Here is a 14,584-nt window from a genome sequence, read left to right on the forward strand (position 1 = left end):
AGTGTCGTCGTGGCCTGGCGGGGTGATCGGCAGTACGCGTGCAAGTACTCCAGCCATCGCCCGTCGATGAGCAAAAAATAATGAAAACAGTGGAGCGGACATGACCAGATCAACAGTGACCGAGCGCGACGGGTTATTCGAACTCGAAGCCGGCAGCGACGTCCTCGACAGCCCCCGTTACAACCACGACATCGCGCCAACCAAGGTGCACGAGCGAACCTGGAACAAATGGCACATCACCGCACTGTGGGTCGGCATGGCGATCTGCGTGCCGACCTATACGTTGGGCGGCGTGCTCACGGCCTATTTCGGACTGACGGTGGGGGAGGCGCTGCTGGCGATCCTGTTCGCCAACATCATCGTGTTGATCCCGCTGACCCTCAATGCCTTTGCCGGGACTAAGTACGGCATCCCGTTTCCGGTGTTGCTGCGCTCGTCCTTTGGCGTTATCGGTTCCAACGTGCCGTGCCTGATCCGCGCCCTGGTCGCCTGTGGCTGGTTCGGCATCCAGACGATGTTCGGCGGGCTGGCGATCCACCTGTTTTTCGGTTCGGTGTTCGACGGCTGGAAGAGCCTCGGCGGCACCGGCGAAGTGATCGGCTTCATGGTGTTCTGGGTCATCAACCTGTGGGTGGTGTTGCGCGGCGCCGAGTCGATCAAGTGGCTGGAAACCTTGTCTGCGCCGCTGCTGGTTCTGGTGGGGGCCGGGCTGTTGGTCTGGGCGTTGCCCAATGTGTCGCTGACCGAGCTGATGGCGGTCCCGGCCAAGCGGCCCGAAGGCGCTGGGGTGACCGGCTATTTTCTCGCCGGGCTGACGGCGATGGTCGGTTTCTGGGCCACTTTGTCATTGAACATCCCGGACTTCAGCCGCTATGCCAAGAGCCAGAAGGACCAGATCGTCGGACAGATCATCGGCCTGCCGTTGACCATGTTCCTGTTCGCCTCCCTCGGCGTGGTCATGACCGCCGCTTCGGAAAAACTGGTGGGTGTGACCGTCTCCGACCCGGTGACCTTGATCGGGCATATCCAGAGCCCGCTATGGGTGGCGTTGGCCATGGTGCTGATCATCGTCGCCACGCTTTCGACCAACACCGCTGCCAACATCGTCTCGCCGACCAATGACTTCCAGAACCTGGCGCCGAAACTGATTGGTCGCACCAAGGCCGTGCTGCTCACCGGCCTGGTGGGGCTGGCGCTGATGGGCCACGAATTGCTGAAAAAACTCGGCTGGATCGTTTCCGACGTCAGCCTGGAATCGGTTTATTCGAACTGGCTGCTGGGCTATTCGAGCCTGCTGGGGCCGATCGCCGGGATCATGGTGGTGGATTATTTCCTGATCAAGCGGCAGCAGTTGGACCTGGCTGGCTTGTACCGCGACGACATCTACCCGGCGTGGAACTGGAACGGTTTCATCGCCTTTGGCGTACCGGTGGTGCTGACGTTGCTGTCCCTGGGCAGCGATGCGTTCAGCTGGTTCTACAGCTACGGCTGGTTCACCGGCTCGGCGTTGGGCGGGGTGATTTATTACGGGTTGTGCAGTATGCGAGCGAGCCCGTCCGTCGCTAAAACCGCGGTGTGAAGGAGGGCCTCATCGCGAGCAAGCTCGCTCCCACAAGGGATCTGCTGTGCACCCCAATCCAGGGTGGGAGCGAGCTTGCTCGCGATAGCGGTCTCAAACACACCCAAAAATGCCTGAAGAAAATGGAGATCCCCATGAACGCAGCCACCGACGTCCTGCAATCTACCCACCGGCACATCAACCGCGACCGCCTCTGGCAATCACTCATGGACCTGGCCCAGCTCGGCGCCACGGTCAAGGGCGGTGTGTGCCGGCTGGCCCTGACTGACCTCGATCGCCAGGCCCGCGACTTGTTCGTGCAATGGACCGAAGCGGCGGGGTGTACGGTCAGCGTCGACGCGGTGGGCAATATCTTCGCCCGCCGCCCGGGGCGCAATCCGAACCTGCCACCGGTGATGACCGGCAGCCACATCGACACCCAACCTACCGGCGGCAAGTTCGACGGCTGCTTCGGCGTATTGTCCGGGCTGGAAGTGCTGCGCACCCTCAATGACTTGGGCATCGAGACCGAAGCACCGTTGGAAGTGGTGGTCTGGACCAACGAAGAAGGCTCGCGCTTTGCCCCGTGCATGATGGGTTCCGGGGTGTTCGCCGAGAAATTCACCCTCGAAGAAACCCTCGCCAAGACCGACGCCGAAGGCATCACGGTGGGCCAGGCGCTGAACACCATCGGTTACGCCGGCCCCCGGCAGGTGACTGGCCATCCGGTGGGCGCGTATTTCGAGGCCCATATCGAGCAGGGACCGATCCTCGAAGACGAGGGCAAGACCATCGGCGTGGTGATGGGCGCCCTCGGGCAGAAGTGGTTCGACCTGACCCTGCGCGGCGTCGAGGCCCACGCCGGCCCCACGCCGATGCACCTGCGCAAGGATGCACTGGTGGGCGCCTCGATCATCGTCGGTGCCGTCAACCGCGCCGCCCTCGGCCATCAACCCCACGCCTGCGGCACGGTCGGGTGCCTGCAAGCCTACCCGGGGTCGCGCAATGTCATCCCCGGAGAGGTGCGCATGACCCTCGACTTCCGCCACTTGGAACCGGCGCGCCTGGACTCGATGATTGCCGAGGTCAAGCAGGTGATCGAAGACACGTGTCGGCAGCACGGCCTGACCTTTGATTTGAAACCCACGGCAGACTTCCCGCCGCTGTATTTCGACCAGGGCTGCGTCGACGCGGTGCGCGGCGCTGCACAAGGGCTAGGAATGTCGCACCTGGACATTGTCAGCGGCGCCGGTCATGACGCGATTTTCCTCGCTGAACTGGGCCCCGCCGGCATGATCTTCGTGCCCTGCGAAGGCGGCATCAGCCACAACGAAATCGAAAACGCCGCCCCCGACGACCTCGCCGCCGGCTGCGCCGTGCTGCTGCGCGCCATGCTGGCCGCCTCCCAGGCGATCGCCGAGGGGCGCATGGCGGCTTGAGCGGCTGGCGCACTATCCCGGAGCCATGCGGTCGTAACCTTCAACGCATCCATGCCAGAACGTGACGACCCCATGGAGACCCAATGAATCAGGATGTCCCGAACACCGACACCAATCGCCGCCAGTTGCTGCAGATCATCGCCGGGCTGTCCGACGGCGTCATGCTCGTCGAGGTCGACCAGACCATTGCCTGGGCCAACGAGGCGGCACTGACCATGCATGGCGTGCAGGAGCTGAGCGAACTGGGTGCCAACGCCAAGGCATATGCCCGGCGTTTCAACTTGCGCTATCGCAACAATCATCCGCTGCCAGAGGAAAACTATCCCATCGCCCGGGTGGCCCGTGGTGATGAGTTCAGTGACGTGCTGGTGGAAGTCACGCCAGCGGCCGACCCCGACCGTACCTGGGTGCACCGCATCCGCAGCATGGTGCTGGCCGACCGCGCCGGCGAGCCGGAATACCTGGTGCTGATTCTCAGCGATGCCACCGAGTGGGCCAGCGCCGAGCAGCGTTTCGAGAGGACCTTCGCCGCCAACCCGGCGCCAGCGGTCATTTGCCGTCTCAGCGACTTGCGCTACATCAAGGTCAACCCCGGCTTCCTGGAAATGACCGGCTACAGCCGCGAGCAGGTGATCGGCCGTTCGGTGTACGAATTGGATGTGCTCGAGGCCGCGGAGAAGCGCGACCTGGCCATCGAGCGACTGGGGCAGGGCGCAACCATTCCACAGATGCAGGCCGAGCTGCGCTTGCCGGACGGCACGATCAAACAGGTGATCGTCGCCGGGCAGCCGCTGGATCTGCACGATGAAGACTGCATGTTGTTTTCGTTCATGGACATGGAGCCGCGGCGCAAGGCCGAAACGGCGCTGCGTCAGAGCGAGGAGCGCTTCGCCAAGTCATTCCGCCTGTCTCCGGTGCCGACCTTGATCTGCAGTGGTGAACTGCAATTGCTGGAGATCAACGAAGCCTTCCTCCAAGTGACTGGTTACGCCAGCGAGGAACTGCTGGGCAAGACAGTGGATGAAATCGGCTTCCTGGACAAGGCGGCGGGCGCAGCATTGTTTGCCCGGCTGGAGAACGCTGCCGCCGTGTCCAGCGTCGACGTCAAGGTGCACAAGAAAGGCGGCGAGCAGATCGATTGCGAAGTGGCCGCCGATACCGTGGTCATCCAGGACAAGCCCTGCTATTTGCTGGTGCTGATGAATATCACCGAACGCAAGCGCTCGGAGCTGGAATTGGTGGCGGCTATCGAGGAGGTGATGAAGGACGCCTCGTGGTTCAGCCGAACCCTGATCGAAAAACTGGCGAATGTAAAAAGCATCAACGCGCAATCACCCTCGACCTCTTTCACCGAACTGACGGCCCGGGAACGTGACGTGCTGGGGCTGATTTGCGAAGGCCTGGCCGACAAGGAAATTGCCGCACGCTTGAAACTGGCCCCCAATACCGTGCGCAATCACGTGGCGACGCTGTATTCGAAACTGGACGTCCACAGCCGCAGCGAGGCGATTGTCTGGGCCCGGGAGCGGGGGCTGTTCGGGAATGAATGGCGGATGAAGGCACTATAGTGGCTAGTGCATATGCACCTGGCGTTATGGTGCAAATTCGGGTTCTACCCAGGCGGTTACGTCCTTAGGCTGATGGGGTGCGGCATTGTCAGAGGTGTCGCGTCCCCACGAAACAGTCAAGGAATACGTCACGATGTGTAGCAAACCCTTTAAAAGTGAGACCGACAGGACGTCTGTGCGAGCCCGGAGGCCGGAGCGAGTTGCCGGTCATTTGCGACTCCGCAGCTGAGGTGCGCCCATGACCCACCTGGCTCCGTTACGCACCCGTCTTGAGAACAGCTTTGCGCCCCTGTCCTGCGAATGCAGCCTCAATGGCGACGGCACGCTCACCATTCGTTTGTATCATCAGGAAAGCGGCGAGGTCGACCTGGTGGTCAGCGGCATGAGCGTCGACAGCATCCGCTCCGAAGAAGGCCTGGAAAAGCTGATCGATGAGTTGCGCTATGAATTGCACAACACGCCGTTGCATCGCAGTGATCCTGCCTGAAAGGCGTCCTGTGGCGAGGGAGCTTGCTCCCGCTCGGCTGCGAAGCAGTCGCAATCTGGTGCAAGCGGCGTGTCGAAACTGCGCGTTCGGCAGGTTTTGGGATCGCTGCGCGATCCAGCGGGAGCAAGCTCCCTCGCCACGATGAAATTCCGCTGTAGCCACATCGAGCGTTCCTGGTGCTACGGTGAAACCCCTCTACAACAACGTCGCCCGACAATCCAGCGTCAACCGCGCGCCTCCCGACTCGCTGCGATCCACCTCCAGCGTAAACCCGTGCAGGCTGACAATCGCGGCGACGATCGACAGGCCGAGGCCGAATCCGCCGTGTTGGCTGCTGCCCTCGGCGCGATAGAAGCGTCGAAACACGGCCTTGCGTTCGGCCTCGGGGATTCCGGGGCCGGAGTCGAGGACTTCGATGCGGGTGCTGTCGCCCTGGTCAACGCCCTTGAGGATCACTTCGCCGCCCGGCGGGGTGAATTTGATCGAGTTGCTCAGCAGGTTCGACACCGCTTCGAACAGCAGTGCCCGGTCACCGTTGAGCAGGGGCAGTGCGTCGGGTACTTCCAGGGTGAAGACTAGCTCGCGCTCTTCGGCCAGGGGCAGATAGAAATCATGCAATTCCTGCAACAACTGCAACGGATCGAGGCGCACGAAACCTGAGCGGCGCTGCTGGTCCTCCAGTTCCGAAATCCTCAACAGGCCACGAAACCGCGCCATGAGCGTATCGGTCTCGGCGATCACCTGATCCATCTGCAACGCTTCGGGGGAGCCGTCGGCGGCTTCCTGCTGGATGCGATAGAGTTGCGCGCGCAGCCGGGTGAGCGGGGTGCGCAAGTCGTGGGCGATGTTGTCGCACACACCCTTGACCTCGTTCATCAGCCGTTCGATGCGGTCGAGCATGGCATTGACGATCGCTGCCAGCATATCCAATTCATCGCGCCGGCTCGACAGCGGCAGGCGATGGGTCAGGTCGCCGGCAACGATGGCTTCGGCACTGGCCTGCAGTTTGCGAATGCGCTGCAACGGTCGGCGGCGCAACAGGTGCCAGCCAGCGATGCCTGGCAGGATCGTCAGCGAGACGCCCCAGAACAGCGCGTGCAGGATGATGCGCGTGACGGCGAACAGCGAACCGTTGTCCCTCGCCAGTACCAGCCAGCGGCCATCCTGGGTCCGGGACGCCACTGCATCGCAACTGTCTGAAGGCACGTCCGGATCGTCGGAATCCACGCAGCCGCCAAGCATGTGGATCTTGCCGTCGAGCGGCAGGTCGGCGGGGATTCGCTGGATCGGCCCGCTCAGGTGACGCAGTTGCGGGTCGAACAGGCCATAGGCGTCAACGCCGCGTTCGTCCAGCGTCAGGCTGGCCATCAGCGCGTCTTCCAATTGGTCGCCGTGGATGCGCGCGAACAAGTGCTGGCGCTGCATCAGGGAGTGCTTGGCGAGGCTGTCAAGGTAGCCAAATACCTCGTAGTACATCACCCCCATCAGGATCGCGCTCCAGAGCACGAACAGCGAACTGTACAGCGCCAGCAGGCGGCTGCTGGAGGAGCGCCAGCCCTTAGCGGGGTTCAGCAATGACATAGCCGGAACCCCGTACCGTGCGAATCAGCGGTTCCAGGCCCGGCGGGTCGATTTTCTTGCGCAGGCGGCCGATGTGGACGTCGATCAGGTTGGTGCCGGGGTCGAAGTGATAACCCCAGACTTCCTCGAAAATCATCATGCGCGAGAGAATCTGCCCGCTGTTGCGCATCAGGAATTCCAGCAGTTTGTACTCGGTGGGCAGCAGGCTGAGCAACTGCCCGTTGCGGCTGGCTTCGCGACTGATCAGGTTGAGCTCCAGGTCGGCCACTCGCAGCGCGGTTTCCGGTTCGCGCGCGCCGTTGTTGCGTCGCAGCAGCACTTCGACCCGGGCGGCCATTTCGTCGGTGGCGAACGGTTTGGTCAGGTAATCGTCGCCACCGGCCCGCAAGCCTCGCACACGTTCATCGACGTCGGAAAGGGCGCTGATCATCAGGATCGGCGTGGCGACGCCCATGCTTCGCAGTTGGGTGACGATCACCAGGCCGTCGAGTTCGGGCAGCATGCGGTCCAGGGTAATCAGGTCGTAGTCACCGCTGACTGCACGTTCCAGGCCTTCACGGCCGTTGTCGACCCAATCGACATCCAGGCCGTTGCGGGTCAGTTCGGCGACGATCTCACGGGCGGTCACGGCGTCGTCTTCGATAGTCAGGATGCGGTTCATGGGCGGTACCGTGTGGGGAAGTTGGAGCGACTGCGCAGCATTTTGCCAAAGAATACCTGTCGGCTTTCTGAAAAAAAGTTCATCGACGCCAGCCTGCGGCTTTAGTGGCCTGGATCAATACTTCGTCACAAATATTCCCTAACATCCTTTCGGTGCGCACCATCATGCTGCGCTCGCTGCCCGGTTCTGGCGCGCTGTCGCCGATGGGCATTGACGCAAGGCAAAGAGTGGCGTGTCGCAAGGAGCCGAGACCTACTGAACTTTCAAGGAAGAGCTGCATGATGCAACCTCAAGACTTCATACATCGACCATTTGATATCCAACCCCTGGAACAGGCTGACATGACCGTGCACCTGGACGGCCAAGCTGTCAACGCCGCCCAGGGCGAAACCGTGCTCACGGTCATCCAGGCCCTGGGCCAGCGCCAGGTCGCCCGCAACGATCATGGCCAGATCAGCGGTGCCTATTGCGGCATGGGCGTGTGCCAATGCTGCCTGGTCAAGATCGACGGTCGCCATAAGCGCCGTGCCTGCCAGACTCTGGTGCGCCCCGGCATGCACATCGAAACCCGGACCAACCGCATTGCCGAAACGGAGGCGCCATGAGCCTCGATCCGGTGATTGTCGGCGGCGGTCCGGCGGGTATGGCGGCGGCCATTGAACTGGCCGCCCACGGCGTGCGCTGCACCTTGCTCGAAGAGGCGCCGCGCCTGGGCGGGGTGGTGTATCGCGGCCCTTTGCGCGATGGGGTACGCCTGGATTACCTGGGGCGGCGCTACAGCGAAGCCCTGGAAAAACTCCACGGGGAATTCCAGCGCCATGCCGGCCTGATCGACGTGCGGTTGGGCAGCCGGGTCATCGGCGCCGAAGGGTTCCGGGCCCTGATGTTGCTGGACGCTGACGAGCGCTTGCGCGAAGTCGCCTATTCCCAGCTGATCCTTGCGGCCGGTTGCCATGAACGCAGCGTGCCGTTTCCTGGCTGGACGTTGCCGGGTGTGATGATGCTCGGTGGCTTGCAATTGCAGATCAAGAGCGGCGTAGTCAAACCGCCGAGCCCGGTGGTGATTGCCGGCACGGGCCCGCTGCTGCCATTGGTGGCCTGCCAACTGCACGCCTCGGGTGTCACCGTGGCGGGTGTCTACGAGGCCTGCGCGTTCGGCCGGATCGCCAAGCAAAGCCTGGCGTTGCTGAACAAGCCGCAGCTGTTCCTCGATGGCCTGGGCATGCTCGCGTATCTCAAGCGGCATCGTATTCCCGTCCGCTATGGCTGGGGCGTGGTGCGTGCCGCGGGCGGGGGCGAGTTGAGCGGCGTGACCGTCGCGCCGTATTCCGCCGATTGGGCGCCGGACCTCGAGCGCGCCGAACAGCTGCCGGCCCAGACGCTGGCGGTCGGCTACGGGTTTATCCCGCGCACCCAACTGAGCCAGCAGATGGGCCTGGAACACGGCTTCAGCGAAGACGGTTATTTGCGTGCGGTGTCCGATGCCTGGCAACGCAGCAGCGAGACCCATGTTCATCTGGCGGGCGACATGGGCGGGATTCGCGGAGGTGAAGCCGCCATGCTGAGCGGGCGTATTGCCGCGCTATCAGTGCTGATGCAACGCAATGTCCTGGATGAGCCGGCTGCCCTTGAGCGTCGCGGCCACTATCAGGCCCGACTGGAGCGGATCATTCGCTTTCGCGCCGCCGTCGATCGCTATACCCGGCGCGGGGCGGGCCAGACTGCGCTGCCCAGTGCCGAAACGGTGATCTGCCGCTGCGAGCATGCCACCCGCGCCGACATCGACCGGGCTCTGGAGCAGGGTGTGCAAGACATGGCCAGCCTGAAAATGCGCACCCGCGTCAGCATGGGTGATTGCCAGGGGCGCATGTGCGTCGGTTACTGCAGCGACCGGTTGCGCGAGGCCACCGGACGCGCCGATGTAGGCTGGTTGCGGCCGCGCTTTCCCATCGATCCGATTCCTTTCTCAGCCTTTCAGAATGTCGGCACGGAGGCCGCTTCCCATGACTAAGCACTATGACGTGGTGATTGCCGGCGGCGGTGTGATCGGCGCTTCCTGTGCCTATCAGCTGTCCAAGCGCAGCCATTTGAAGGTCGCCCTGATCGACGCCAAGCGCCCCGGCAACGCCACCCGTGCGTCGGCGGGTGGCTTGTGGGCCATCGGTGAATCGGTGGGCCTGGGCTGCGGGGTGATTTTCTTTCGCATGATGTCTGCCAATCGCAAGCGTCAGGCCCAGGGCGCCGCCGTGGCGGTGGATGCGAGCACGCCGCATATCCTGCCCGACTCGTTTTTCGAGTTCGCCTTGCAGTCCAACGCGATGTACCCGCAACTGCATCGCGAGTTGCTTGAGCGCCACGGCATGGATTTCAAATTCGAAGAAACCGGGCTGAAGTTCGTGATCTATGACGATGAGGACCGCTTGTACGCCGAGCACATCGCCGCCTGCATTCCCCATCTGGCCGATCAGGTGCGTTGGCTCGACCAGGCGGCCTTGCGCGAGGCAGAACCAAATGTGAGCCATGAGGCCCTCGGTGCGCTGGAGTTTCTCTGCGATCACCAGGTCAGCCCGTTCCGCCTCGCCGACGCCTACACCGAGGGCGCGCGGCAGAACGGCGTCGACCTGTACTTCAACACCCATGTGACGGAAGTCTTGCGCAGCGGCGCGCAGGTGGTCGGCGTGCAAACCGCCGAAGCCGGGACATTCAATTGCCGGACCCTGATCAACGCCGCCGGCGCCTGGGCGGCGGACCTCAGCGAGCAGGCCACGGGCGTGCGCATTCCGGTCAAGCCAGTCAAGGGCCAGATCCTGTTGACCGAACGCATGCCCAGGATACTCAACGGTTGCCTGACCACCAGCGATTGCTATGTGGCGCAGAAAGACAACGGCGAAATCCTGATCGGCAGCACCACGGAGGACAAGGGGTTCGACGTGACCACCACCTACCCGGAGATCGAAGGGCTGGTGCAAGGCGCGATGCGCTGTATTCCGAAACTGGCCGACATCAACCTCAAACGCACCTGGGCCGGCCTGCGCCCCGGCTCACCCGACGAGCTGCCGATCCTGGGGCCGATGCGCGGCGTGGAGGGCTATCTAAACGCCTGCGGACATTTCCGCACCGGCATCCTCACCTCGGCCATTACCGGGGTGTTGCTGGATAAACTGGTCAATGATGAGCCGCTGCCGCTGGACATTACGCCGTTCCTGGCGGACCGGTTCGAGGTGGCGCCGATTGCAGAACCAAGGGAAGTGGAGCCTGCCTGAGCGAACCTTGTGGGAGCGATCAGGCTCGCACCCACACTGTCCTCGGTTGGTCGCGGCATATGATTCGCCAAAAATCCCTGTGGGAGCGAGCCTGCTCGCGAAGGCGTCATGTCAGTCGGCATCCATGGTGACTGATGCGCGGCTTTCGCGAGCAGGCTCGCTCCCACACGGGAATGTATCAGCCGTTATTCCACCGGCGTGCTGATGAACGCTTCCAACCCTTCGGCATAGGCGGTGAACGCGCTGATCTGCGGGAAGGCCTTGCCCTGCACCTGATCCGCCACCAACAGGTTGGTGAAGGTCCATGCCACGGCGACGGTGATGCCGGCCTGGTCGATCGAGCCATCGGTGGGCAGTGGCTGTTTTGCCAGCGCCTGCTCCAACCCGCCGTACGCCGCCAGCAGTTGGCCGGAGATCCGCTCAAGCCATGGACCGTGTTGGATTTCCGCCGGCCGCAGGGTGCGTTCGTAATAGATCTGCACCGACTTCTCACACGCCGCCAAGGCCAATCCAATCAGTTGCAACGAGCGCAGCCGTTGCTTGGGATCGTCCGGCATCAGGCTGTGCGTTGGGCCGGCCAGGGCCTCCAGGTAATCGATGATCAACGTGGAATCCATCAGCACCGAGCCATCATCCAGCACCAAAGTCGGTGCCTTGACCACCGGGTTGATGCTTTGGAAATGCTCGAAATGCCTGAACACCGAAACCGATTCGTGTTCCAGGGCGATCCCCAGGCGTTTGGCGGAAATGGCGACGCGGCGCACATAGGGCGAGTCCAGCATGCCGATCAGTTTCATGGCTTCTCCTTCAGCGGTTTTCAGGTCGGGCATCAATCCTCGAAGCCGACCTGTTCATGGATTTCATCAACCTTGAGTTCAAGGCGGTAGGCCACGGCGATGAATAACGCCTGGCACAGGCACAACGTGGCGCTCAACGAGCGGAACGCGAACGAGCTGCCTTCGTTGACCAGCAGCACCGCATTGGCCCGCTTGGCCAGGGGCGACAAATTGCTATCGGTAATGATCAACGTCTTGGCCTGGTGATGCTGGGCAATGCGCAGGCAGTGCTGGGTTTCCTTGCCGTAGGGCGTGAAGCTGATGGCGATGACCAGGTCATTGGCGCGCACGCTGCGCATCTGCTCGCGATAACTGCCGCCCAGGCCGGACACCAGGTGAATGCGTTTGTTGGTGTGCTGCAGGTTGTAGACCAGGTAGTCGGCCACCGCGAATGAACGCCGCACACCGACCACGTAGATATTGTCGGCATTGACCACCAGGTCCACGGCTTTCTCGAACGCCTCGTCGTCCAGTTCCAACCCCAGGCGCTCGATGCCTGACAAGGTCGCGTTGACGCACTCTCGGGCAAGATCGCCGGCACTGGCCTTCTGCGACTTGTTGGCGATCATGCTGCGGATGCGCTGCTGGTAGTTCTGCACCGGCGTGGTCTTGTGGGTATAGGCTTCGCGGAACAAGGCCTGCATTTCGCTGAACCCGCTGAAGCCGAAGCGCTGGGAGAATCGCACGATGGCCGAAGGGTGGACTTCGCATTCCCGGGCGATGTCGCTGATGCGATCGACCATGATCCGGTCGCTTTGCTGGCTCATGTAGCTGGCGATGCGCTTGAGCTGGCGAGGCAGGCTTTCGTATTCCTCGGTGATCAGTTGCAGCAGACGCTCGGCGTTGATCGGTGGGCTGGGGAGAGCGGCTTCGGATGCGCTCTCGGACGGCGCCGGCAGATCGGGGCGGGTCATAGGAAATCCTTCTGGCTTGTTCTTATAGGGCAACCCGTGCAAACGGGCCGCCCTCGACAATAGGTTGGCTGGCCGCAGTCTACAGCGTAGGCGCGAGGAAAATCATGGGTGAACGACGTTGCAGCACCTGCTGAAACGATGCACTGCGCCTGGCCCGGTTGAGCAGTAGCATATTGGAAAAAATATTCCACGATAAAAATTTATGGAAAAAATATTGATTATTGGCGCTGGCTCGTTTTAGTCTGCATCCACCGAAGCGCTGATGTCGGGTCCGACGACCAGCGCAGGCTGATAAAAATAACAGGAGCCAGCATGGGCCAGACTCGTTTTGCCAGTGGGCGTCAATTGGATGTGATCTGCCTGGGACGCCTGGGCGTCGATCTCTACGCGCAGCAAGTCGGCGCGCGCCTGGAAGATGTTTCAAGCTTCGCCAAGTACCTGGGCGGATCATCGGCCAACATCGCCTTCGGCACGGCTCGCCTGGGGCTTCGGTCGGCAATGCTGAGCCGGGTCGGCGACGATCACATGGGGCGCTTTCTGGTGGAATCACTGGCGCGTGAAGGGTGTGACGTCAGCGGTATCAAGGTCGATCCTGAGCGACTCACCGCCATGGTCCTGCTGGGCATCAAGGATCGCGAGACCTTCCCCTTGGTGTTCTACCGGGAAAACTGCGCCGACATGGCGCTGCGGGCCGAAGACATCGACGAAGCCTTCATCGCCTCCAGCAAGGCGCTGCTGATCACCGGCACGCATTTCTCCACCGAAGGCGTCTACAACGCCAGCATCCAGGCGCTGGACCATGCGCGGAAACACAACGTCAAGTGCGTCCTCGACATCGATTACCGCCCCGTCCTCTGGGGCCTGGCAGGCAAGGCCGATGGCGAGACCCGTTTCGTCGCCGATCGTAAAGTCAGCCAGCACGTGCAAGGGATCCTGCCGCGTTTCGACCTGATCGTCGGCACTGAAGAAGAATTCCTGATTGCAGGCGGCAGCGAAGATCTATTGACCGCACTGCGGACGGTGCGCTCGCTGACGACCGCAACCCTGGTGGTCAAGCTCGGCCCGCAAGGGTGCACGGTGATCCATGGTGATATTCCAAGCCGATTGGAGGACGGCGCCCTTTACCCTGGCGTGCGGGTCGAAGTCCTGAATGTGTTGGGCGCAGGCGATGCGTTCATGTCGGGTTTTCTCGCCGGCTGGCTGGAAGACGCCAGCGATGAGCGCTGCTGCCAGTTGGCCAATGCTTGTGGCGGCCTGGTGGTGTCGCGCCATGCGTGCGCCCCGGCGATGCCGACTCGGGCCGAGCTCGATTATCTGTTCAAGAGCCCGGTGCCCATTACTCGACCGGACCAGGATGCCGTGTTGCAACGGCTGCATCAGGTCAGCGTGCCGCGCAAGGCTTGGAAACAGCTGTTCATCTTTGCCTTCGATCATCGCTGGCAGTTGGTGGAGCTGGCGCAGAAGGGCGGCCGTGAACTGAGCAGCATCGGCGAACTCAAGCAATTGTTTATCCAGGCGGTGGAGCGGGTCGAAGCCGACCTGCAGCGACAGGGCATCGAGGCCGACGTCGGCCTGTTGGCCGATCAGCGTTTCGGCCAGGACTCCCTCAACGCGGCCACCGGGCGCGGCTGGTGGGTGGCGCGGCCCGTGGAGGTGCAGGGCTCGCGACCGCTGGCGTTCGAGCATGGGCGCTCCATTGGTAGCAATCTGATCGCCTGGCCGCAGGAACAGATCATCAAATGCCTGGTGCAATTTCACCCCGACGACGAGCCGCTGCTGCGCCTGGAACAGGAGGCGCAGCTGATGGGGTTGTACAAGGCGTCCCAGGTCAGCGGCCATGAATTGCTGCTGGAAGTGATCCCGCCGAAGGATCATCCATCGGCCCATCCGGACGTGCTGCTTCGCGCGCTCAAGCGCCTCTACAACCTGGGTATTTTTCCGGCGTGGTGGAAGATCGAAGCGCAGACGGCCGAGGAGTGGAAACAGCTCGACGAGTTGATCCAGCAGCGCGACCCGTACTGCCGTGGCGTGGTGCTGCTGGGCCTCAACGCTCCGGCGTCTGCATTGGCCGAAGGCTTCCGCCAGGCCAGTCAAAGCACCACCTGCCGGGGGTTTGCCGTGGGCCGGACGATCTTCCAGGAACCGAGCCGGGCCTGGATGGCCGGAGAGATCGATGATGAAACGTTGATCCGGGACGTGCAGGGACGGTTTGTGGAATTGATCGAGGCGTGGCGTGCTGCACGGGCGTGACGCGATGGGGCTCTTGTGGCGAGGGAG

Annotated in this window: 13 protein-coding genes; 9 read left to right on the plus strand and 4 right to left on the minus strand. The window is 62.5% G+C overall.

Going from position 1 to position 14,584, the window contains the following annotated elements; translation table 11 throughout:
- Positions 1-100: 100 nt before the first annotated feature.
- The 4 genes from FHK92_RS24600 (at position 101) to FHK92_RS24615 (ending at position 5,052) form a co-directional block, all read left to right on the plus strand.
- A complete protein-coding gene (locus FHK92_RS24600) occupies positions 101-1,579 on the plus strand; it encodes an NCS1 family nucleobase:cation symporter-1 (protein ID WP_181290409.1) in 1,479 nt (492 codons plus the stop codon).
- Between the two features lie 134 nt (positions 1,580-1,713).
- Positions 1,714-2,997, plus strand: a complete 1,284-nt coding sequence (locus FHK92_RS24605; RefSeq protein WP_181290410.1) for a Zn-dependent hydrolase — start codon at positions 1,714-1,716, stop codon at positions 2,995-2,997.
- A gap of 83 nt (positions 2,998-3,080) precedes the next feature.
- Positions 3,081-4,565, plus strand: coding sequence for a helix-turn-helix transcriptional regulator (locus tag FHK92_RS24610; RefSeq protein WP_181290411.1), 1,485 nt, complete (start codon positions 3,081-3,083; stop codon positions 4,563-4,565).
- A 238-nt stretch (positions 4,566-4,803) separates the two neighbouring features.
- A complete protein-coding gene (locus FHK92_RS24615; RefSeq protein ID WP_181290412.1) occupies positions 4,804-5,052 on the plus strand; it encodes a DUF1652 domain-containing protein in 249 nt (82 codons plus the stop codon).
- Between the two features lie 195 nt (positions 5,053-5,247).
- Here FHK92_RS24615 and FHK92_RS24620 read toward each other — a convergent pair whose 3' ends face one another.
- Together FHK92_RS24620 and FHK92_RS24625 are read right to left on the minus strand one after the other, a co-directional pair.
- Entirely contained in the window at positions 5,248-6,633 is a 1,386-nt protein-coding gene (locus FHK92_RS24620; RefSeq protein WP_181290413.1) for a sensor histidine kinase, read from the minus strand.
- The gene (locus FHK92_RS24625; protein ID WP_030141267.1) at positions 6,611-7,294 is read right to left on the minus strand and encodes a response regulator transcription factor; all 684 of its coding nucleotides are present in this window, start codon (positions 7,292-7,294) and stop codon (positions 6,611-6,613) included. The genes FHK92_RS24620 and FHK92_RS24625 overlap by 23 nt, the downstream gene beginning before the upstream one ends.
- A gap of 117 nt (positions 7,295-7,411) precedes the next feature.
- Between FHK92_RS24625 and FHK92_RS28215 the strand changes: the two genes are divergently transcribed.
- The 4 genes from FHK92_RS28215 to hcnC are packed head-to-tail and all read left to right on the plus strand — an operon-like array spanning position 7,412 to position 10,557.
- Entirely contained in the window at positions 7,412-7,576 is a 165-nt protein-coding gene (locus tag FHK92_RS28215; RefSeq protein WP_181290531.1) for a WhiB family transcriptional regulator, read from the plus strand.
- The gene (gene hcnA / locus FHK92_RS24635) at positions 7,576-7,899 is read left to right on the plus strand and encodes a cyanide-forming glycine dehydrogenase subunit HcnA (RefSeq protein WP_181290532.1); all 324 of its coding nucleotides are present in this window, start codon (positions 7,576-7,578) and stop codon (positions 7,897-7,899) included. The genes FHK92_RS28215 and hcnA overlap by 1 nt, the downstream gene beginning before the upstream one ends.
- The gene (gene hcnB, locus FHK92_RS24640; protein ID WP_181290414.1) at positions 7,896-9,305 is read left to right on the plus strand and encodes a cyanide-forming glycine dehydrogenase subunit HcnB; all 1,410 of its coding nucleotides are present in this window, start codon (positions 7,896-7,898) and stop codon (positions 9,303-9,305) included. Before hcnA ends, hcnB begins: the two co-directional genes overlap by 4 nt.
- Entirely contained in the window at positions 9,298-10,557 is a 1,260-nt protein-coding gene (hcnC, locus tag FHK92_RS24645) for a cyanide-forming glycine dehydrogenase subunit HcnC (RefSeq protein WP_181290415.1), read from the plus strand. The genes hcnB and hcnC overlap by 8 nt, the downstream gene beginning before the upstream one ends.
- A 185-nt stretch (positions 10,558-10,742) precedes the next feature.
- On the opposite strand, the gene FHK92_RS24650 is transcribed toward hcnC, so the two are convergent.
- Together FHK92_RS24650 and FHK92_RS24655 are read right to left on the minus strand one after the other, a co-directional pair.
- The gene (locus FHK92_RS24650) at positions 10,743-11,354 is read right to left on the minus strand and encodes a glutathione S-transferase (RefSeq protein ID WP_181290416.1); all 612 of its coding nucleotides are present in this window, start codon (positions 11,352-11,354) and stop codon (positions 10,743-10,745) included.
- Positions 11,355-11,386: 32 nt separating this feature from the next.
- On the minus strand, positions 11,387-12,307 hold the full coding sequence (locus tag FHK92_RS24655) for a MurR/RpiR family transcriptional regulator (protein WP_030141273.1): 921 nt from the start codon (positions 12,305-12,307) through the stop codon (positions 11,387-11,389).
- A gap of 312 nt (positions 12,308-12,619) precedes the next feature.
- On the opposite strand from FHK92_RS24655, the gene FHK92_RS24660 reads away from it, so the two are divergent.
- The gene (locus FHK92_RS24660) at positions 12,620-14,557 is read left to right on the plus strand and encodes a bifunctional 5-dehydro-2-deoxygluconokinase/5-dehydro-2-deoxyphosphogluconate aldolase (protein ID WP_181290417.1); all 1,938 of its coding nucleotides are present in this window, start codon (positions 12,620-12,622) and stop codon (positions 14,555-14,557) included.
- Positions 14,558-14,584: the final 27 nt, after the last annotated feature.

The organism is Pseudomonas brassicacearum subsp. neoaurantiaca (assembly GCF_013608025.1).
Taxonomy (GTDB): domain Bacteria; phylum Pseudomonadota; class Gammaproteobacteria; order Pseudomonadales; family Pseudomonadaceae; genus Aquipseudomonas.

What these genes read in the sequence shown, in the direction of transcription:
- FHK92_RS24600 (WP_181290409.1), top strand. Translation starts at nt 101, where the DNA reads ATGACCAGATCAACAGTGACCGAGCGCGACGGGTTATTCGAACTCGAA.
- FHK92_RS24605 (WP_181290410.1), top strand. Translation starts at nt 1,714, where the DNA reads ATGAACGCAGCCACCGACGTCCTGCAATCTACCCACCGGCACATCAAC.
- FHK92_RS24610 (WP_181290411.1), top strand. Translation starts at nt 3,081, where the DNA reads ATGAATCAGGATGTCCCGAACACCGACACCAATCGCCGCCAGTTGCTG.
- FHK92_RS24615 (WP_181290412.1), top strand. Translation starts at nt 4,804, where the DNA reads ATGACCCACCTGGCTCCGTTACGCACCCGTCTTGAGAACAGCTTTGCG.
- FHK92_RS24620 (WP_181290413.1), bottom strand. Translation starts at nt 6,633, where the DNA reads ATGTCATTGCTGAACCCCGCTAAGGGCTGGCGCTCCTCCAGCAGCCGC.
- FHK92_RS24625 (WP_030141267.1), bottom strand. Translation starts at nt 7,294, where the DNA reads ATGAACCGCATCCTGACTATCGAAGACGACGCCGTGACCGCCCGTGAG.
- hcnA (WP_181290532.1), top strand. Translation starts at nt 7,576, where the DNA reads ATGCAACCTCAAGACTTCATACATCGACCATTTGATATCCAACCCCTG.
- hcnB (WP_181290414.1), top strand. Translation starts at nt 7,896, where the DNA reads ATGAGCCTCGATCCGGTGATTGTCGGCGGCGGTCCGGCGGGTATGGCG.
- hcnC (WP_181290415.1), top strand. Translation starts at nt 9,298, where the DNA reads ATGACTAAGCACTATGACGTGGTGATTGCCGGCGGCGGTGTGATCGGC.
- FHK92_RS24650 (WP_181290416.1), bottom strand. Translation starts at nt 11,354, where the DNA reads ATGAAACTGATCGGCATGCTGGACTCGCCCTATGTGCGCCGCGTCGCC.
- FHK92_RS24655 (WP_030141273.1), bottom strand. Translation starts at nt 12,307, where the DNA reads ATGACCCGCCCCGATCTGCCGGCGCCGTCCGAGAGCGCATCCGAAGCC.
- FHK92_RS24660 (WP_181290417.1), top strand. Translation starts at nt 12,620, where the DNA reads ATGGGCCAGACTCGTTTTGCCAGTGGGCGTCAATTGGATGTGATCTGC.